This window comes from Streptomyces sp. NPDC126503, from assembly GCF_040302405.1.
Lineage (GTDB): Bacteria > Actinomycetota > Actinomycetes > Streptomycetales > Streptomycetaceae > Streptomyces > Streptomyces gulbargensis.
The window spans coordinates 98,752-117,851 of the sequence record NZ_JBEORS010000001.1; the positions used below are offsets into that span (position 1 = coordinate 98,752).

Sequence of the window (19,100 nt, forward strand, 5' to 3'; positions counted from 1 at the left end):
CGTCAGCCGGCCAGGCCGGCGGTGAGCAGTTCCACGAAACCGACGTCCTCCTTGGCGACGCCGAAGACCTCGGCGCGCAGGAGGGTGCGCTCGGCCCAGGCGCGGTGCGGCTTCACTTCGTTCATCTTGTTGGTGTACGCGGAGCGGAGCACGCCGCCGCCGCACTGTTCGGGCCGCAGGATGTCCTGGGCGTCGCTCCACTCCTCGTGGCTGACGACGGAGAGGGCGTGGACCGGCAGCACGTGGGTGGGGTGGATGCAGGTCTTGCCGAGGAGGCCGTTGGCGCGGTCGAGCTCGATCTCGCGGAGCAGGCCGTCCATGGCGTGCTCGATGAGGGCGGTGCGCAGGTCCTCGGCGCGGCCCTCCAGGAAGGGGCTGCGGCGGAGCTGGGGCTTGAACATGCGCTCGCCGGGCCGGAAGTACTCCCAGACGGGGCCCGTGATGGTGAAGCCGGTGCCGTCGGCGCGGCCGAGGACGTTGACGACGTCGGCGATGACGTGGGCGACGATCTTGACGTCGTAGGCGGTCATGTCGGGCGAGCGGCGCAGTCCGTAGGCGGAGCAGAAGTCGGTGACGCCGAGGCGGAGGGCGAGGACGCGCTCGCGGTACTTCTCGGTGAGGGCGGCGATGCCGGCGAGGGTCTCGGCCCGGGTCTCCAGGTGCAGGAGCTCGGGGGATTCCAGGACGGGCATGGCGAAGAGGCGGCGGCCGCCGGCGCGCTCGGCCTCGGTGAGGGCTTCGAGGAAGGCCTGGCCTCGGGCCTCGGTGAATTTGGGGAGTACGAATCCGGACAGCAGGCGGACCGTTTCGCCGAGGCGGGCGACGAGGTCGGTGATCTGGTGGGGCCGGCGGACCCGGATGAAGAGGAGGGGCAGGTCGCCGGGCGCGGGGGCGTCCTCCCCGGCCGCGGGGCCGCGGGAGTCTTCCTCGTCGGCGAGGGCGGCGAACTGGCGGACGAGGTTCTCCTCGCCGGCCTCCACTTCGCCGTCGCTGATGGAATCCTCCAGGCAGAGGACCATGGACGCCACTCCGCGGGCCACCTGTTTGCGGATGTCCTCGGCCAGCCGCGGCCGGGTGGCCGGGCTGTAGAGCGTGGCGCCGAGGGCCACGGCGAGCGTGCGCGCGGGCGAGTCGGCCGTGAAGACGGCCGGCTCGCAGTGGAACAGCCCGGCCCGCGAGGCGGACGGGATGTGCCCGAAATGACGCATGTAACTCCCCCGTCTGGCTCTCCGAGCCCGGACGACACGTGGCCGGTAATAGTACGTAGGTGCGGGTGTCCGCAGTTCCCAGCCTGCATGAAATTCAGGTAACTCGTCTGCATCCGTCACCTCGCTCCCTCGCCCGTTCGCGGGGTCCGCGCCGTCCGTGGTGCCCCCGCGTTGTCCCCCGGAGGGCCGGGAGGGCAGGATTGCGGTCATGACGCACGCGATGCTGAAGGGCTCCAACGTCCCTCTCGACACCGCGGCCGTACGGGCCGTGCTCCGCTGGACCCCGGGCCCCGGGGTCCCCGACGTGGACGCCTCGGCCCTGCTGCTCGGCCCGGACGGGCGCGTGCGCTCCGACGAGGACTTCGTCTTCTACAACCAGCCGCGGCATCCGTCCGGGTTCGTCCGCCGGCTGCCGAAGAAGCGGGTGGCCGAGGGACTGACCGACACCGTCGAGGCCGATCTCGGCGGACTCGACCCGTCCGTCGACCGGGTGGTCGTCGCCGCCTCCTCGGACGGCGGGACCTTCCGTTCCGTCTCCGACCTGCGGATTCTGATCTACGACGCGCTGGGCGGGGCCGAGGGTGAGCCGCTCGCCCTGTTCGACGTGACGGCGGAGACGGGCGAGGAGACCGCGGTCATCTGCGGTGAGCTGTACCGGCGCGGCGAGGGCTGGAAGTTCCGCGCGGTCGGCCAGGGGTATCTCACGGGCCTGGTCGGGCTCGCCACCGACTTCGGCATCTCCGTCGACGAGGACGCCGCCGCGGACGGCGAGGACGGTGCGGACGGCGAAGGTGCGGGTAGGGCCGGGGACGGCGGTACGACGGCGGGTGGCGGGGCCGCCGCGCCGGCGGAGACCGGCAGCGGAGCCGGGAGCCCGGATCTCGACGCGACCGTGGTCCACGCCCCCGTACCGCCGCTGCCGGCCGTGCCCCCGCAGCCCGTCGCGCCGCCGCCCATGCCGGACCGGGCGCCCGCCTACGGATACCCGCAGCAGCCGGTGAACTCGCCCGCGCCCGCGTACGGCTATCCGCAGCCGGTGCCCGCGCACGACCCGCACGCCGGGCCGGAGTTCCGGATGCCGCCGATGGGGCCGCAGTTCCTCCGCCCGTGACGGCACGGGTTCAGGCCTTGGTCTTGTAGCCGCGTCCCCACTGGAGCCCCCAGCCGTAGAGCCGGTCCAGTTCGGCCTGGAAGCCGTACACGAACCGGACCTCGCGGCGGACGGTCAGCTCGCCCTTGGTGTTGTCGACGGAGAAAACGGCGCAGGACCGGGCCTGCGGGGCGCGTTCGTCCAGCTCGATCTCGATCCGGGGGCCACTGCTCGGGTAGAGCGTGACCGTGGCGTGGGTGCGGTCGAAGGCCGGGGTCTGGTCGTAGATGTACGCGAAGAACAGCAGGCGCTTGATCTCGTCCTTGTGGTCGAGATTGACGAAGATCGTCTCCCCGGAGGAGCCGCCGAAGCGGTCGTCCCCGCTGAGCTTCACGTACGGTGCGGCGTTGAGGTCGCCGAAGAAGTCGCCGAGCGGCTGGACGACGCCCTTGCTGCCGTCGGTGAGCTCGTAGAGGCAGCCCAGGTCGAGGTCGACGTTGACCACGCCCTGGGTGTGGGCCTGGACGACCTCGGGCTTGAACAGCCGGGACGGGTGGCGCAGGAGCTGTCCGCTCTGGCGGGTGCGGCCTTCGAGGTCGGAGGTGCGCATGCGCCAGGAGAGGTTGACGCGGAGGTTGCCGGTGTCGGCGCCCTGCTTGGCGAGCGAGACCGACGGGCGCCGTTTCGTCAGGTCGATCGCGTTGGCGGTGGCGCTGCCGAAGTCGTACCGCGCCGCCCTGCCCGGAAACAGGTTGTCCCAGAAGGCCATGACGCCTTCACCCCCCACACTCGTCGCCTGTACCGCACACATGCCTGCGGGGCGGCCGGGTGCTCCGGCCGCCCCGCAGTGAAGCGTTCCTCGTCGGCGGGGGTGTCACACCCCGGACGTCACCTCTGTCTTGTCGCCCGAGGAGCCCGGGCCGCCGCCGGCGGCCGCAAGGGCCTTGTTGCGCCGGACGGAGGACCAGAAGGACCAGGCGATCAGGGCGACGCCGATGCCGCCGGTGACGACCTCGGGGATCTCGTACTGGATGCTGATCATGAGGACCACGGCCAGGGCGCCGATGGCGTAGTGGGCGCCGTGCTCCAGGTAGACGTAGTCGTCGAGGGTGCCCTCGCGGACCAGGTAGACCGTGAGCGAACGGACGTACATGGCGCCGACACCGAGGCCGAGGGCCATCAGGACGATGTCGTTGGTGACGGCGAAGGCGCCGATGACCCCGTCGAAGGAGAAGGAGGCGTCGAGGACCTCCAGGTAGAGGAACATGAAGAAGGCGGCCTTGCCGGCGAGCTGGACCGCGGACGGCTTCTTGCCGCTGCGCCGGGCCGCTTCCTCCGCCTCGTGCTCGCGCTCCTCTTCCTCCTCCAGCTTGTTCTCGAAGAAGCCGGAGAGACCGCCGACGACGAGATACGTGATCAGACCGGCGATCCCGGAGATGAGAACGGTCTGCGCCTTGTCCACGTGGGTGCCGCCGTGCTGGTGGGCGTGGGTGGCGAAGGTCATGGCGGTGATCATCAGGACGATCAGGGCGATGCAGACCGACAGCATGTCGATCTTGCCCAGCTTGGCCAGCGGGCGCTCCAGCCAGGTGAGCCACTTGATGTCACGGTCCTCGAAGATGAAGTCGAGGAAGATCATGAGCAGGAACATGCCACCGAAGGCGGCGATCGACGGATGCGCGTCGGTCACCAGTTCCTGGTAGCGCTCCTTGTCGGTCATGGCCAGGTCGACGGCCTCGATCGGCCCGATCTTGGCGCTGACGGCGACGATGACGACGGGGAAGACCAGCCGCATACCGAAGACGGCGATCAGGATGCCGATGGTGAGGAAGATCTTCTGCCAGAAGGCATTCATCTTCTTCAGGATTCCGGCGTTGACCACCGCGTTGTCGAAGGAGAGCGAGATCTCGAGGATGCAGAGGATCGCGACGATCCCGAACGCCTCCCACCCCCCGTAGAACACCGCGGCGACCAGGCCGAGCGCAGTGATCGCGAACGACCAGCCGAAGGTTTTCAGAACCACTGTCTACCCCATCGTGTAATAACGCGGCTTTACGAAACGTTGACCCCGAAGTCTAGAGCGATGCCGCGCAGACCGGACGCGTACCCCTGACCGACGGCCCGGAACTTCCATTCGCCGTTGTAGCGGTAGAGCTCACCGAAGATCATCGCGGTTTCGGTGGAGGCGTCCTCGGAGAGGTCGTAGCGGGCGAGTTCCTGACCGTCGGCCTGGTTCACGACCCGGATGAAGGCGTTGCTGACCTGACCGAAGGTCTGACCGCGGTTGTCGGCCTCGTGGATGGAGACCGGGAAGACGATCTTGTCACAGTGGGCCGGCACCTGGGTGAGGTCGACGACCAGGGACTCGTCGTCGCCGTCGCCCTCGCCGGTGAGGTTGTCACCGGTGTGCGTCACGGAGCCCTCGGGGCTGCGCAGCTGGTTGTAGAAGATGAAGTACTCGTCGCCGAGCACCCGGCCCGCCTGGCACATGAGCGCGCTGGCGTCGAGGTCGAAGGGGGCTCCGGTGGTGGAGCGCGCGTCCCAGCCGAGTCCCACGAGGACCTGGGTGAGGTCGGGTGCGGCCTTGGAGAGGGAGACGTTGCCTCCCTTGGCGAGCGTGACGCCCATGATGATCGGTTCCTCCCCGGTTGGTCCCGCTGTCCTGCGGTGCTGCTGTTGTTCCCCCGCGCGGCCGGTGCGGCACCTCCGGCCGTACGGCACCTTCGGCGGGGCCGTCTCCCGCGGGCGCCTTCCGCGCGGGCGCGGCGGGGCCGGCGGGGCGCGGTGGACCGAGGCACGTCCGGCGCCGCACGTGGTGTGCGGCGCCGGACGGTGCGGACGGCTCGGCTCAGACGTTGACGCCGAAGTCCTGCGCGATGCCGCGCAGGCCGGAGGCGTAGCCCTGGCCGACCGCGCGGAACTTCCACTCGGTGCCGTGGCGGTACAGCTCGCCGAAGACCATGGCGGTCTCGGTGGAGGCGTCCTCGGAGAGGTCGTACCGGGCGATCTCGGCGCCGCCGGCCTGGTTCACGACGCGGATGAACGCGTTGCGGACCTGGCCGAAGGACTGCTGGCGGTTCTCGGCGTCGTAGATCGACACCGGGAAGACGATCTTGGCGACGTCGGCCGGGACCGCGGCCAGGTTGACCTTGACCTGCTCGTCGTCGCCCTCGCCCTCGCCGGTGAGGTTGTCGCCGGTGTGCTCGACGGAGCCGTCGGCGCTCTTGAGGTTGTTGAAGAAGACGAAGTCCTGGTCGTTGCGGACCTTGCCCGCCTCGTTCACCAGGATGGCGCTGGCGTCGAGGTCGAAGTCCGTCCCGGTGGTGGTGCGGACGTCCCAGCCCAGACCGACGGTCACGGCGGTGAGGCCAGGGGCCTCCTTGGTCAGCGAGACGTTGCCGCCCTTGCTGAGGCTGACTCCCACGAGTCCCTCCATAGGTTTCCAGGGGCAGCGCCCCCAGTCGTGCGTTGGCATCGGATCAACGTCTGGATCCTAGTGACGGGTTCCCCGTCGAAACAGACGATTCGCCCGGAGAATCGTCGGGTGTCGGATCCGGCCGGGTCCGCCGGGGTGCCCGGGGGAGCCGCCGGCGGCTCAGAGGGTGTCGAGCGCCTTGATGTACTCGCCGAGGTCGCGGGCGTCGGGGAGGGCGTTGACGACGGTCCAGCGGACGACGCCGTGCTTGTCGATGATGAAGGTGCCGCGGACGGCGCAGCCCTTGTCCTCGTCGAAGACGCCGTAGGCGCGGGAGGCCTCGCCGTGCTTCCAGAAGTCGGAGAGCAGCGGGTAGGTGAGGCCTTCCTGCTCGGCGAAGACGCGCAGGGTGTGGATGGAGTCGTTGGAGACGGCGAGGAGCTGGACGTCGTCGTTGACGAACGTCGGCAGGTTGTCGCGGAGCTCGCACAGCTCGCCGGTGCAGACCCCGGTGAAGGCGAAGGGGTAGAAGAGGAGCACCACGTTCTTCTCGCCGCGGAAGTCGGAGAGCCGCACGGTCCGGCCGTGGTTGTCCTTGAGCTCGAAATCCGGGGCCTTGGTGCCGACCTCGATCGCCATCGCGTGCGCATCCCTTCGCTGCGGGGTTCCGTCCGTTCCTTCCGGCCCGTTGGGCCGAACCGGTGGCCCCACCCTACGGGGTGCGCACGAAAGCCCCCGCCGGGCGGTCCGGCGGGGGCTTCTCGCAGCGTTGGGGATCAGCGCTTGGGGGTGGCCAGGCGGGTGCCCGTCCAGTCCTTGGCGACGCTGATGCTCTTGGTCTGGGAGAGACCAGCTGTCTGCGCGGCATCGTTGATGTCGGACGGCTCGATGTAGCCGTCACGGCCGGTCTTCGGGGTCAGCAGCCAGATCATGCCGCCGTCCTCGAGGAGACCGATGGTGTCCACCAGGGCGTCGGTGAGATCGCCGTCCTCGTCGCGGAACCAGAGGACGACGACGTCGGCGACGTCGTCGTAGTCCTCGTCCACGAGGTCCTGGCCGATGATGGACTCGATGCCTTCACGGAGATCCTGGTCGACGTCGTCGTCGTAGCCGATCTCCTGGACCACCTGTCCGGGCTCGAACCCCAGCCTTGCGGCTGGGTTGGTCCGCTCCTCCGCGTGGTCCGCGGTCGCGCTCACGGCTTGCCTCCTGATCATGTAACGGAAAATGCTCGGGCCACGCGTGCGCGCGGCGCTGGCCGTAGTCCACACGTGCCGGGGCGGATCGCGCAAGTACCCGGCCGTCGAGACCGCCGAAACGGTGACGTTTGGGGCCGTCTCGCCGCAACTTCCGGCTCGTACCTACCCGGCTCCGCGATCAGGCACACGCGATTCGTCCCGCTCTGCGGGCTTGTGTGGTTTCAGTCTGCCGAACACCCGGACGAAACGCATGCGCGGGTTGGGCGTAAGGTTGCGATTTGACCACGCCGGACGCCCCGAGGGTTACCTCTCGGTAAAGATGACGTTTGCGGTCGGTGGGGTACACGATGGTCATCCCGGCTTCAGTGGGGCTCCCGCTCCTCGTGGGGGTCCCCTCCCGACCAGCGAAGGAACAGTGTGGCTCCCGGATCCGATCGCAACCCGATCATCATTGGCGGCCTTCCCAGCCAGGTCCCGGATTTCGACCCGGAAGAGACCCAGGAATGGCTCGACTCCCTCGACGCCGCCGTCGACGAGCGGGGCCGGGAGCGGGCCCGCTACCTCATGCTGCGGCTGATCGAACGGGCCCGTGAGAAGCGCGTGGCCGTGCCCGAGATGCGCAGCACGGACTACGTCAACACCATCGCCACCAAGGACGAGCCGTTCTTCCCCGGCAACGAGGAGATCGAGCGCAAGGTCCTGAACGCCACCCGCTGGAACGCGGCCGTCATGGTCTCGCGCGCGCAGCGTCCGGGGATCGGCGTCGGCGGTCACATCGCCACCTTCGCCTCCTCCGCCTCCCTGTACGACGTCGGCTTCAACCACTTCTTCCGCGGCAAGGACGACGGCGACGGCGGCGACCAGATCTTCTTCCAGGGGCACGCCTCCCCCGGCATCTACGCCCGCGCGTTCCTGCTCGACCGGCTGACCGAGACGCAGCTCGACGGCTTCCGGCAGGAGAAGTCGAAGTTCCCGAACGGCCTCTCGTCCTATCCGCACCCGCGGCTGATGCCGGACTTCTGGGAGTTCCCGACCGTGTCGATGGGGCTCGGCCCGCTCGGCGCGATCTACCAGGCGCGGATGAACCGTTACATGGAGGCGCGCGGCATCGCCGACACCTCCGCCTCGCACGTCTGGGCCTTCCTCGGCGACGGCGAGATGGACGAGCCGGAGTCGCTCGGCCAGCTGACCATCGCGGCCCGTGAGGGCCTCGACAACCTCACCTTCGTCGTCAACTGCAACCTCCAGCGGCTCGACGGCCCGGTGCGCGGCAACGGCAAGATCATTCAGGAGCTGGAGTCGGTCTTCCGCGGCGCCGGGTGGAACGTCATCAAGCTGGTGTGGGACCGCTCCTGGGACCCGCTGCTCGCCCAGGACCGCGACGGGATCCTCGTCAACAAGCTGAACACCACGCCCGACGGCCAGTTCCAGACGTACGCCACGGAGACCGGCGGCTACATCCGCGAGCACTTCTTCGGTGGCGACCACCGGCTGCGGGCGATGGTCGAGAACATGTCGGACCAGCAGATCCTGCACCTGGGCCGCGGTGGTCACGACCACAAGAAGATCTACGCGGCGTACGCGGCGGCCAAGGCGCACAAGGGCCAGCCGACGGTGATCCTCGCGCAGACGGTCAAGGGCTGGACCCTGGGACCGAACTTCGAGGGCCGCAACGCGACCCACCAGATGAAGAAGCTGACGGTCGACGACCTCAAGCGCTTCCGCGACCGGCTGCACATCCCGATCGCGGACAAGGAGCTGGAGAGCGGGCTCCCGCCGTACTACCACCCCGGCCCGGACTCCGAGGAGATCCAGTACATGCACGACCGCCGCAAGGCGCTCGGCGGGTACGTGCCGACCCGGGTGGTGCGGGCCAAGCCCCTGACACTGCCGGACGACAAGACCTACGCGGCCGTGAAGAAGGGCTCGGGCCAGCAGTCGATCGCCACGACGATGGCCTTCGTGCGGCTGCTGAAGGACCTGATGCGGGACAAGGAGATCGGCAAGCGCTTCGTGCTGATCGCTCCGGACGAGTACCGGACCTTCGGCATGGACTCCTTCTTCCCGAGCGCCAAGATCTACAACCCGCTGGGGCAGCAGTACGAGGCGGTGGACCGCGAACTCCTCCTCGCCTACAAGGAGTCGCCGACCGGCCAGATGCTGCACGACGGGATCTCCGAGGCCGGCTGCACGGCCTCGCTGATCGCCGCCGGTTCGGCCTACGCCACCCATGGCGAGCCGCTCATCCCGGTGTACGTCTTCTACTCGATGTTCGGTTTCCAGCGGACCGGCGACCAGTTCTGGCAGATGGCCGACCAGCTGGCGCGCGGCTTCGTGCTCGGCGCCACCGCCGGCCGCACGACGCTGACCGGTGAGGGCCTGCAGCACGCGGACGGCCACTCGCACCTGCTGGCCTCGACCAACCCTGCCTGTGTCGCCTACGACCCGGCCTTCGGCTTCGAGATCGCGCACATCGTCAAGGACGGTCTGCGGCGGATGTACGGCCCCGAGGCCGAGGACGTCTTCTACTACCTCACCGTCTACAACGAGCCGATCCAGCACCCGGCGGAGCCGGACGACGTGGACGTGGAGGGCATCCTCCGCGGCATCCACCGCTTCAAGGCCGCCGAGGCCGGTGCGATCCCGGCGCAGATCATGGCCTCGGGCGTCGCCGTGCCGTGGGCGATCGAGGCACAGCGGATCCTCGCCGAGGAGTGGAACGTGCGGGCCGACGTCTGGTCCGCGACCTCCTGGAACGAGCTGCGCCGCGACGCCGTGGCCGTCGAGGAGCACAACCTGCTGCACCCCGACGAGGAGCAGCGCGTCCCGTACGTGACGCGGAAGCTCCAGGGCGCCGAGGGGCCGTTCGTGGCGGTCTCGGACTGGATGCGCTCGGTGCCGGACCAGATCTCCCGGTGGGTCCCCGGTCCGTACTCCTCGCTCGGCGCGGACGGTTTCGGTTTCGCCGACACGCGCGGCGCGGCCCGCCGCTACTTCCACATCGACGCCCAGTCGATCGTCCTCGGCGTGCTGACCGAGCTGGCCCGGGCGGGCAAGGTCGACCGCTCGGCCCTGAAGCAGGCCGTCGACCGCTACCAGCTGCTCGACGTGGCGGCCGCCGACCCGGGCGCCGCCGGGGGCGACGCCTGACGGTGCCCGCTCCGTGGCGGCCCCGGAGGCCGTGGTGAGCGTGGCCGGCCGTCGTGGCCGGCGGGGAGGGCGGTGGGACCGGTGGTCCCGCCGCCCTTCGGCATTCCTTACGATGCCCGTCATGTCCGTCATGAAGGAGCGGCCCCTCAGGGTGCGCTGGGAAGAGAGCACCCGGGCGCCCCTGCTGGTGCTGGCGGTGGCGTTCGCCGTGGCGTACGCCGTGCCGATCGTGGCCCCCGGGGCGGCGCCGTGGGTGCACCGGGTGTGCGGCCTCGTCGAATGGGCGGTGTGGGCCGCGTTCGCCCTGGATTACGCCGTCCGGTTCGCGCTCGCCCGGGCCCGCTGGGCGTTCGTCCGCTCCCACCCCCTCGATCTGCTCGCCGTCCTGCTGCCGCTGGTGCAGCCGCTGCGGCTGCTGCGTCTGGTCTCCACCCTCCTCCTCGTGGGCCGGCGGGCCCGGATGGCCCCGCAGATCACGCTCACCACCTATGTGGCGGGCGCGGTGGTGGGCCTGATGATGTTCGGCTCGCTGGCCGTGCTCCACGTGGAGCGGGACGCCCCGGACGGCAACATCAAGACCCTCGGGGACGCGGTCTGGTGGTCCTTCACCACGATGACGACCGTCGGCTACGGCGACCACGCCCCCACCACGGGCCTCGGCCGGGTCCTCGCGGTCGGCCTGATGCTCTCCGGGATCGCTCTGCTCGGTGTGGTCACCGCCAACATCGCGGCCTGGTTCATCTCCCGCTTCGAGCGCGACGACGCCGCGGAACGCCGTCAGACCGAGCTCCTGGAGGCGCTGACCCGGGAGGTCCGGGAGCTGCGCGCCGAGGTGGCGCGCCTGTCCCCGCCCGATCTCCAGGCGGTCCCCTCGCCTAGCGCTCCCAGATCTTGAACGCTCTGACCTCGTAGGGCGACTGCGGCACCCAGATCCCGCGGCCCGGGTAGGTCTCGAACTCCCCCGTCTCCGCGCACTCCGCGGACTGGTACGTCGTCACCGGACGGCCGGTCCGGTTGACCAGGGACTGCGCCGAGGTGCCGGCGGGCAGGGCGACACAGCTGTCGACGTCCGTGGTGGCCAGTTCGTGGGTCCGCACCCGGCCCTTGAAGTCGGGCTTGGGCCAGAGGCACAGCCGGCCCGGCCCGCAGGGACCGAGGACGGTCCCGCCGGAGGCCCCGGGCCGTGGCCCCGGTCCCGCCGTCGCGCCCGCCGTACCGGATACCTCCGCCGTACCCGCCGCACCGGATGCCTCCGCCGTACCCGCCGGACCCGACACCTCCGCCGTACCCGTCCTGCCCACCGTCCCCGCCGCGTCCGCCGTGGCCGGGAGGGCCAGGAGGAGGACCAGGGCCGCCAGGGCCGTCCCGGTCGGCAGGGCACGGCGCTTCACCGCACGATCTCGCATGCTCTCAAACCCCCATGTCGTCACTCTCTGTAATCAATACTCTGGAGGACGTCACACCGCGTTGAGAAGAGGGCCAGAGCTTCTTCACCCGAACGAGGGAAGGCCCCGCCGGACCAGGTCCGGCGGGGCCTTCCGCGGAAAGGGCTCCGACCAGGTCAGATGTGGGCCGCGCCCGCACCCGCCTCGGCGTTCTCGCCGCGCTTGGTGAGGGTGGCGACGAGCGCCGCGAGCACCGCCACGGCACCGGCCACGGTGAAGGCCAGACCCATTCCGTCGAGGAAGGTCTTGTGGATGACCGCGCCGATCTGCTGGAACAGCTCGGGCGTCATGCCCGGGGCCTGCGCCATCTGCGGCGGCACCATGCCGAACTCGGCGGCCTGCTCCAGCGCCGGGTCCGCCGGGGCCGGGATCCCGGCCGCCTTCCAGTTCTCCGCGAAGGCGCTGGAGACCTTGGAGGACATGACGGCACCGAGCACCGCCGTGCCGAGCGCGCCGCCGACCTGCATGGCGGCCTGCTGCAGGCCGCCCGCGACTCCGGACAGCTCCAGCGGCGCGTTGCCGACGATGACCTCGGTGGCGCCCACCATGACCGGGGCGAGGCCCAGGCCGAGCAGCGCGAACCACAGGGACATCACGAACGTGCCCGTACCGGCCGAGAGCGAGATCATGCCGAACATGGCGACGGCGGTGCAGACCATGCCGCCGACCAGCGGCACCCGGGGACCGAACTTGGTGATCAGCGCGCCCGCGAGCGGCGAGGAGACGATCATCATCGCCGTCAGCGGCAGCAGGTGCAGACCGCTGTCGACCGGGCTGAGGCCCTTGACGCCCTGGAGGTAGAAGGTCACGAAGAAGAGGCCGCCCATGAAGGCGAAGGCCATCAGGACCATGAGGATCACACCGGCCGAGAGCGGCACGGAGCGGAACATGCCCAGCGGGACCAGCGGCTCCTTGACCTTGGTCTCCCAGATCGCGAAGACGGCGAAGAGGACGACGGCGCCGAGCAGACAGCCCCACGTCTTGCCGCTCGCCCAGCCCCAGGACTCACCGGCCTTGATGATGCCCCAGATCAGCGAGGCCATCGCGCCGGAGAGCAGCACGATGCCGAGGACGTCGAACGAACGCGGCGCGTTCTCGGCGCGGTGGTCCTTGAGGATCACCAGGCCGAGGACGAGCGCGAGGACGCCGACCGGCACGTTGATGAAGAAGACGGACTGCCAGCTGACGTGCTCGACGAGCAGACCGCCCACGATCGGGCCGCCGGCCGTCGAGGCGCCGATGACCATGCCCCAGATGCCGATGGCCATGTTCAGCTTCTCGGCGGGGAAGGTGGCGCGCAGCAGGCCGAGCGCCGCCGGCATCAGCAGGGCGCCGAACAGGCCCTGCAGGACGCGGAAGCCGATCACGGCCGCGATCGAGTCGGAGAGGCCGATGGCCCCGGAGGCGGCGGCGAAGCCGGCGATGCCGATCAGGAAGGTCTGGCGGTGACCGAAGCGGTCACCGAGCTTGCCGGCGGTGATCAGGGCGACGGCGAGGGCGAGCAGGTACCCGTTGGTGATCCACTGGACCTGGGCGAGGGTGGCGCCGAGATCGTCCTTGATGGCGGGATTGGCGATGGCGACGATCGTGCCGTCGAGCGCGACCATCATCACGCCGGCCGCGACGGCGAACAGGGTCAGCCAGGGGTGGCCGCGCAGGCCCTTCGCCGGCCCCGACGCGGGGTCCCGGCCGACGCCCCCCTGACCCTGCGGGGCCTTGTCCACGGTGGTCTGACTAGTCATACCGACGAGGCTAGTGTCAGTCGCTGACAATTGACAAAGCGATTCACGCGTCGGTAACTGTCACGTAGCTCACAGGTAGGCTGAGAGGGACGAAAACCCCCGAAAGGACGCTCTTTGACCGCGCCCGCATCCGGCCTGGACACCGGCCTGGAGAACCCTGGCCCGCACGAGCCCGGCCTGCGCGACCCGGCCCCGCGCGCCTCCGCGTCCGCGTCCGCGTCCCCGTTCGCATCCGCCTCCCCGTCCGCATCCGGCTCCCCGTCCCTGCCCGGGCTGCGCGAGCGGAAGAAGCGGCGCACGCGCGACGCGCTGATCCGCGAGGCCCTGGAACTCTTCACGACCCAGGGGTACGAGCGGACGACCGTCGACGAGATCGCCGACGCCGTCGAGGTCTCCCAGCGCACCTTCTTCCGGTACTTCGCCTCCAAGGAAGAGGTCGCCTTCGCCGTCCAGCAGATGGTCGAGGAACGGTTCGTCCACGCCCTCGCGCAGCGCCCCCCGGACGAGGGCCCCTTCGACGCGATGCGCAACGCGGTGCTGTGCGCGTGGGACACCATCGGCGAGGCCATCGCCGAGGTCGTCCCCGTCGAGCTGCACCTGAGCACCTTCCGGATGATCGAGTCCACGCCCGCGCTGCTCGCCGCCCACCTGCGCCGGTCCGCCGAGATGGAGGAGACCGTCTCCCGGATCGTCGCCGACCGCGAGGGCCTCGACGTCGACGAGGACCCGCGCCCCCGGATCGCGGTGGCCGCCTTCAGCGCCGCGATGCGCGTCACCGCCCAGATGTGGGGCCGGGGTACGGACCAGAGCCTGGCCGCCATCCGGGAACTCACCGAGCGCTACCTCGACCACCTGAACCCGGCCCTGGCGCTCCGCTGGCGGGACGGCTCCCCCACCTGACCCCGCGCGCCGGCACCCGCACCCGGGCCCGTCGGGAGGGGGCGCGTCACCCCGTAGGGTTTCGGCCCGTGACCTCCGCCGTTGTCTCCTCCTGGCACGCCGCCGCCGTACACATACCGCCGCCGCTCCTGTTCACCGACGGACAGGAGCGGGCCGCGCGGACCCCGCTCGCGCTCACCCACGCACCGGAACCCGCCGCCGGGGCGGTGGAGGCGCCGGGCGCCCCTCCCGCGACCCGCGTGACGCGGGCGGTCCTCGCGCTCGGGATCGTCCTGCTGCTCCTCGCGACGAGCGGATGGACCACGGTCCGGCAGCGGCCGCTGCCGGGGCCGCCGCGCGAGGCCGCGCTCGCCGCCTGGGAGCGGGACCGGATCGACGGCCGCCCGCTGCCGGACCCGGCCGGCGCCCCGCCCCGTACCGTCGCCGCCTTCTTCGCCCGCCTCGGGCCGGACCGGGCCGAGCGGCTCGCCGCCCGGCACCCGCTCGTCGTCGGCAACCTCAACGGCGCCCCCGCCGCCCTGCGCTACCGCGCCAACCGGATCTCCCTCTCCCGCGCCCTCGCCGCCGAACGCGGCCGGGTGGACGACCCCCGGCTCACCGCCGAGGGGCGGCACGAGGCCCTGCGGCGGGTCCACCGGTTCACCTCCCTCCTGCGGCCGGAGCGCCAGGTCCTCGCCTTCGACCCGACGGGTACGGGCCGCACCGCCGAAGTCCTCGGCGACCTGGAGCGGGCCGAGCGGATCTCGGTGATCGTCCCGGGCGTCGACACCAACCTCCTCACCTTCCAGAAGACCCACAACCGGTACGGGGCCCCGGCCGGGATGGCGCGCGCCCTGTACGAGGCGGAGCGCCGCACCGCGCCCGGCGCGCGGATCGCGGTCATCGCCTGGGCCGACTACACCGCCCCCGCCGCCGTCAACGTCGACGCCGCCACCGGCCGCCTCGCCGCCCACGGGGCCGAACGGCTGGTGGCCCTGACCTCGGCACTGCCCGGGCACGCGCGCGTGGCGCTGTTCTGTCACAGCTACGGCTCCGTCCTCTGCGGGATCGCCGCGCCCCGGCTGCCCGGCCGGGTGACCGACCTGGCCGTCGCCGGCAGCCCCGGCATGCGGGCCGAACGGGCCGAGGACCTCGGCACCCCGGCGCGGGTCTGGGCGATGCGGGACCCGGACGACTGGATCGGGGACGTGCCGCATCTGGAGGTCGGCGGGATCGGGCACGGCGCGGACCCGGCGGAGCCGGAGTTCGGCGCGCGGCTCCTGTCGGCGGCTGGCGCGGCCGGGCACAGCGGTTATTTCGAGCCGGGCACGGAGAGCCTCGGCAACTTGGCGGCCATAGGGGTGGGGGCGTACGAACGGCTGGTCTGTGCACATGCCGACCGCGCTTGCCACGAGGGAATCTTCGGCACGGAAGGGCTCTGACGCGCGTAGATCACAGAATTTCGGGACCTTTCGGAGGGGCGACGCGCGGGCACGCGCCGCATACGATGAGGCGTATGGGTGATGTGCTGGCCGGAATTCATGCCACCTGGGAGTTCGAGAGCGACGCCCTCGTCATCCGATTCGAACGGGGGATCCGCACGCCGAAGCTGTTCCAGGCACTGCGCGAACGGCGCGTACCGCACGAGGCGCTGGCCTCCGTGACGCTCACGCCCGGCAAGCGCGGCACCGTCGTGCTGCACGCCGTGCCGCGCCCGGGGGCCGATCCGCTGATGGAGGCCGCCGCCGGGCAGCTCAAGGAGAGCAGCGACCCGTACCGGCTGGTGCTGCCGGCGGACCGCGAGACGCTCGCCGAGTACTACCGCGACGAGCTGCGCGGGGTCCTCGCGCCGGACGCCGGGCGCGAGCCCGCCGAGCGCTTCCTGGTGGCGGCGCCTTCGGGGCCGCAGTCCTTCAAGGCGTACGACGGCAAGGCCAGCTTCGACGGGCGCGCGGAGGTCTCCTTCCGCTGGTTCTGGACGGGCGCGTCGTCGGAGAAGTGGAAGGCCGGCGACCAGACCTTCTCGGTACGGGAGCTCAGCGGGGTCGAGTGGCGCTCCCCCGACGTCCTCGACGGCTACCTGCGGCTGCTGCCCCGCGGCGGCGAGCCCCGGGCCGCCCAGCCCGACCACGACCCGGCGTCCGTCGTCTTCGGCCTCGGTTACGGGCCGGTCCACGAGTCCCTTCCCTTCGCCGCGGCGGTCCTCGCGGCGATCCGCACCAGCCCGGACCGCGCGCCCGTGGCCGCCGGCGCGCCCGCCCTCGGCCGGGCCGGGGCCTCCGGTGACCCCGGAGCCGTCGCCGAAAGGATTCGGCACCTGGGGGAACTGCACCGGGCGGGACTGGTGACGGACGAGGAATTCACGGCGAAGAAAGCGGAACTCCTGGCGGAGCTCTGAGAGCGGGACGCGGGGCGCGGCCGGGGCCGGAGTGGCCCGTGGGCGCGGGGGCGGTAGGCCCGGGTGGCCCCGAGGGCCGGGGGTTTGCAGGACCCGAGGGCCGGGGGCCCGGGGCCGGCAGGACCCGGGGCCGCAGGACCAGAGGGTGGTACGACCCGGCGGGCCCGGCCGACCCCAGGCCCGCAGAACCCGAGGCCCGGTTGCGACCCCGCGGGCCCGGTGGGCCGGAGCGGCTCGGTGGCCCGAAGAGCCGAACCGCACGGACGGCCCCGCCGGACAGGGCGGCCCGGCAGGCACCAGCCGTCCGTGCCGCTCCCGGGTCATACCCCGGTAGCGGGCCGGAGGCCGCTCCCCGGTATGACGTTCCCGGGCGGCGGGCTGCCTAGGCTGGCGCGTCATGGGGAACGAAACGCGGCGGGAGCCGCCTCTGCGACGGTTCGGGGCGAGGGCGCGGGAGGGGCTGCGGGGGCTCGGGAGCGCGCTCACCACACCCGCGGCGGCCGGGGAACCGCTGCTCGGCGGGGCCGGGTCCCGGTGGGTGCGCCTGCTGCCGTACGTCGTCGGGCTCGCCCTCGTGGCCTCGCTGCTGCCCGTCACCGTCCACCTCCTGACGCAGGACTACGGCGTGAACGGCGCCCTCGCCGGGGCCGTGGCCACCGCGCAGACCGCGCCGCTGCTGCTCGCGGTCTCCCGGCCCCTCCAGGCCTGGTGGGTGGTCTTCGCGGGCGCGGTGCTCGGCGCGCTCGTGACGCTCGCCTCGGACGGGTCGCGCGCGCACCTCTGGCCCTGGACCCCGCCGCTGGTCATCGGCTACTGCGCGCTGATGGTCGCGCTCGGGCTGCGCGAGTCGCGGCGCGCGCTGTTCGGCGTGTGGCTGGCGACCGGGGCGGCCGGATACGCCCTGGAGGCCCTCAGGCCCGGCGGCCGGACCACCCTCCACACGCTGCTCCTCGTCCTGAGCGGCGTCCTGCTGCTGCTCACCTCCGCGATCAGGGCCCGGAGCGACGCGCAGCGGCGGCTCGTCGAGCAGGAGACCATCAGCGAGGCGGAGCGTTCGCGGCGCACGCTCCTGGAGGAGCGGGCGAGGATCGCGCGGGAGCTGCACGACGTGGTCGCCCACCACATGTCCGTCATCACCGTGCAGGCGGACTCGGCGCCGTACCGCATCCCCGGCCTCCCCGAGGCGGCCCGCGAGGAGTTCGGGTCGATCGCGGCGAGCGCGCGCGAGTCGCTGGCCGAGATGCGGCGGCTGCTCTCGGTGCTGCGCAGCGACGGCGGCGAGGGCGGCGAGCTGACCCCGCAGCCGGGCCTCGACCGGCTCCAGCAGCTGGTGGAGGCGACGGTACGGGCCGGGGTGCCGGCCGAACTGGCCCTCTCCGCCGACCTCGGGGACGTCTCCCAGGCCGTGGACCTGTCCGCGTACCGGATCGTGCAGGAGGCCCTCGCCAACGTGGTCCGGCACGCGCCGGGCGCCGCGACCCGGGTGTCGGTGCGGGCCTCGGACGACGGCTGGCTTTCGGTGCTCGTCGTCAACGGGCCGTCGGCGGAGCCGGGTTCGGCGGTGGAGCGGGGTGCGACGGGGACCGGGCACGGTCTGATCGGCATGCGGGAGCGCGTACGGTTGACGGGCGGCTCCCTGGACACGGGGCCGCTGCCGGACGGGGGTTTCCGGGTCGCGGCCCGGCTGCCCCTGCGTCCCCCCGGCGCCGCCCCGGGAGGCGGCACGGCACCGACCCCCCTCACCGACAGCGAGGACACCGCGTGACGATCCGCGTGATCATCGTCGACGACCAGGCCATGGTGCGCGCGGGGTTCGCCGCGCTGCTCGCCGCCCAGTCCGACATCGACGTCGTGGGCGAGGCCCCGAACGGCCGCCAGGGCATCGAGGTGGCCCGCTCCACCCACCCCGACGTGGTGCTCATGGACGTCCGGATGCCGGAGCTGGACGGGCTCGCGGCGGCCCGGGAGATCCTGCACCCGCCGGCGGGCGTGGTCCACCGCCCGAAGGTGCTCATGCTCACGACCTTCGACGTGGACGACTACGTGTACGAGGCGCTGCGCGCCGGCGCGTCCGGCTTCCTCCTCAAGGACGCGCCGCCGGCCGATCTGATCGGGGCGGTGCGGGTGGTGGCGGCCGGCGAGGCGCTGCTCGCCCCGTCCGTCACCCGCCGTCTGATCGCCGACTTCGCCGCCTCCCGGCCGGCCCCGCGCCGGGACGCGACGGCGCTGCGCCTGAACGGTCTCACCCCGCGCGAGACGGAGGTCCTGGAGCTGATCGCCCGGGGCCTGTCCAACCAGGAGATCGCGGCCCGCCTGGTCCTGGCCGAGCAGACGGTGAAGACCCACATCGGCCGGGTCCTCGCCAAGCTGGACCTGCGCGACCGGGCGCAGGCGGTGATCTTCGCGTACGAGTCGGGGCTCATCACCCCCGGAGCGCCGGGCTGACGTTCCCCTCCCCCGGGGCGTGAGCGTCCGGGGCCGGGGGAAAGCCCCACCCTCCGGCGGGGGTTGGCCGCTCGTCCACCCCCTACCCCGGTATCGCAGGGGAGTTGGCTCTCCGGCGTGACGTGCCGC

General features: G+C 71.7%; 17 protein-coding genes. 8 read left to right on the forward strand and 9 right to left on the reverse strand.

Features of this window, described 5'->3' with window-relative positions; all coding sequences use genetic code 11:
• Positions 1–2: 2 nt before the first annotated feature.
• A complete protein-coding gene (locus tag ABTY40_RS00555) occupies positions 3–1,208 on the reverse strand; it encodes an HpcH/HpaI aldolase/citrate lyase family protein (protein WP_352057507.1) in 1,206 nt (401 codons plus the stop codon).
• A 208-nt stretch (positions 1,209–1,416) separates the two neighbouring features.
• Between ABTY40_RS00555 and ABTY40_RS00560 the strand changes: the two genes are divergently transcribed.
• Positions 1,417–2,319, forward strand: a complete 903-nt coding sequence (locus tag ABTY40_RS00560) for a TerD family protein (RefSeq protein WP_352057508.1) — start codon at positions 1,417–1,419, stop codon at positions 2,317–2,319.
• Positions 2,320–2,329: 10 nt separating this feature from the next.
• Here the strand turns inward: ABTY40_RS00560 and ABTY40_RS00565 are convergent, their stop codons facing one another.
• From ABTY40_RS00565 to ABTY40_RS00590, 6 genes are all read right to left on the reverse strand, one after another.
• A complete protein-coding gene (locus ABTY40_RS00565; RefSeq protein ID WP_345283631.1) occupies positions 2,330–3,067 on the reverse strand; it encodes a TerD family protein in 738 nt (245 codons plus the stop codon).
• Between the two features lie 105 nt (positions 3,068–3,172).
• Positions 3,173–4,321 (reverse strand): DUF475 domain-containing protein, encoded by a 1,149-nt coding sequence (locus ABTY40_RS00570; RefSeq protein WP_352057509.1) that lies wholly within the window; start codon positions 4,319–4,321, stop codon positions 3,173–3,175.
• A gap of 29 nt (positions 4,322–4,350) precedes the next feature.
• On the reverse strand, positions 4,351–4,926 hold the full coding sequence (locus ABTY40_RS00575; protein WP_345283627.1) for a TerD family protein: 576 nt from the start codon (positions 4,924–4,926) through the stop codon (positions 4,351–4,353).
• 220 nt (positions 4,927–5,146) lie between these two features.
• Complete coding sequence (locus tag ABTY40_RS00580; protein ID WP_345283625.1) at positions 5,147–5,722, reverse strand: TerD family protein; 576 nt, start codon at positions 5,720–5,722, stop codon at positions 5,147–5,149.
• A gap of 171 nt (positions 5,723–5,893) precedes the next feature.
• Positions 5,894–6,352 carry a peroxiredoxin gene (locus tag ABTY40_RS00585; protein WP_352057510.1) on the reverse strand — a complete coding sequence of 153 codons (459 nt, stop codon included), beginning with the start codon at positions 6,350–6,352 and terminating at the stop codon, positions 5,894–5,896.
• A 137-nt stretch (positions 6,353–6,489) separates the two neighbouring features.
• On the reverse strand, positions 6,490–6,912 hold the full coding sequence (locus ABTY40_RS00590) for a DUF3052 domain-containing protein (protein ID WP_309051592.1): 423 nt from the start codon (positions 6,910–6,912) through the stop codon (positions 6,490–6,492).
• A gap of 417 nt (positions 6,913–7,329) precedes the next feature.
• On the opposite strand from ABTY40_RS00590, the gene aceE reads away from it, so the two are divergent.
• Both aceE and ABTY40_RS00600 read left to right on the forward strand, forming a co-directional pair.
• A complete protein-coding gene (gene aceE, locus ABTY40_RS00595; RefSeq protein WP_345283620.1) occupies positions 7,330–10,062 on the forward strand; it encodes a pyruvate dehydrogenase (acetyl-transferring), homodimeric type in 2,733 nt (910 codons plus the stop codon).
• A 130-nt stretch (positions 10,063–10,192) separates the two neighbouring features.
• Entirely contained in the window at positions 10,193–10,957 is a 765-nt protein-coding gene (locus tag ABTY40_RS00600; RefSeq protein ID WP_345283767.1) for a potassium channel family protein, read from the forward strand.
• Here the strand turns inward: ABTY40_RS00600 and ABTY40_RS00605 are convergent.
• Both ABTY40_RS00605 and ABTY40_RS00610 read right to left on the reverse strand, forming a co-directional pair.
• Complete coding sequence (locus ABTY40_RS00605) at positions 10,938–11,468, reverse strand: peptidase inhibitor family I36 protein (protein ID WP_502990450.1); 531 nt, start codon at positions 11,466–11,468, stop codon at positions 10,938–10,940. The genes ABTY40_RS00600 and ABTY40_RS00605 overlap by 20 nt on opposite strands.
• 155 nt (positions 11,469–11,623) lie before the next feature.
• The gene (locus ABTY40_RS00610) at positions 11,624–13,249 is read right to left on the reverse strand and encodes an MFS transporter (RefSeq protein ID WP_352057511.1); all 1,626 of its coding nucleotides are present in this window, start codon (positions 13,247–13,249) and stop codon (positions 11,624–11,626) included.
• A 264-nt stretch (positions 13,250–13,513) separates the two neighbouring features.
• On the opposite strand from ABTY40_RS00610, the gene ABTY40_RS00615 reads away from it, so the two are divergent.
• The 5 genes from ABTY40_RS00615 (at position 13,514) to ABTY40_RS00635 (ending at position 18,971) form a co-directional block, all read left to right on the forward strand.
• Complete coding sequence (locus ABTY40_RS00615; protein WP_352057832.1) at positions 13,514–14,149, forward strand: TetR family transcriptional regulator; 636 nt, start codon at positions 13,514–13,516, stop codon at positions 14,147–14,149.
• A 206-nt stretch (positions 14,150–14,355) separates the two neighbouring features.
• Positions 14,356–15,570 (forward strand): alpha/beta hydrolase, encoded by a 1,215-nt coding sequence (locus ABTY40_RS00620; protein WP_352057833.1) that lies wholly within the window; start codon positions 14,356–14,358, stop codon positions 15,568–15,570.
• A gap of 74 nt (positions 15,571–15,644) precedes the next feature.
• A complete protein-coding gene (locus tag ABTY40_RS00625) occupies positions 15,645–16,526 on the forward strand; it encodes a DUF4429 domain-containing protein (protein WP_352057512.1) in 882 nt (293 codons plus the stop codon).
• 397 nt (positions 16,527–16,923) lie between these two features.
• A complete protein-coding gene (locus ABTY40_RS00630) occupies positions 16,924–18,291 on the forward strand; it encodes a sensor histidine kinase (RefSeq protein ID WP_352057513.1) in 1,368 nt (455 codons plus the stop codon).
• Positions 18,288–18,971 (forward strand): response regulator, encoded by a 684-nt coding sequence (locus ABTY40_RS00635; RefSeq protein ID WP_352057514.1) that lies wholly within the window; start codon positions 18,288–18,290, stop codon positions 18,969–18,971. The genes ABTY40_RS00630 and ABTY40_RS00635 overlap by 4 nt, the downstream gene beginning before the upstream one ends.
• Positions 18,972–19,100 lie beyond the last annotated feature (129 nt).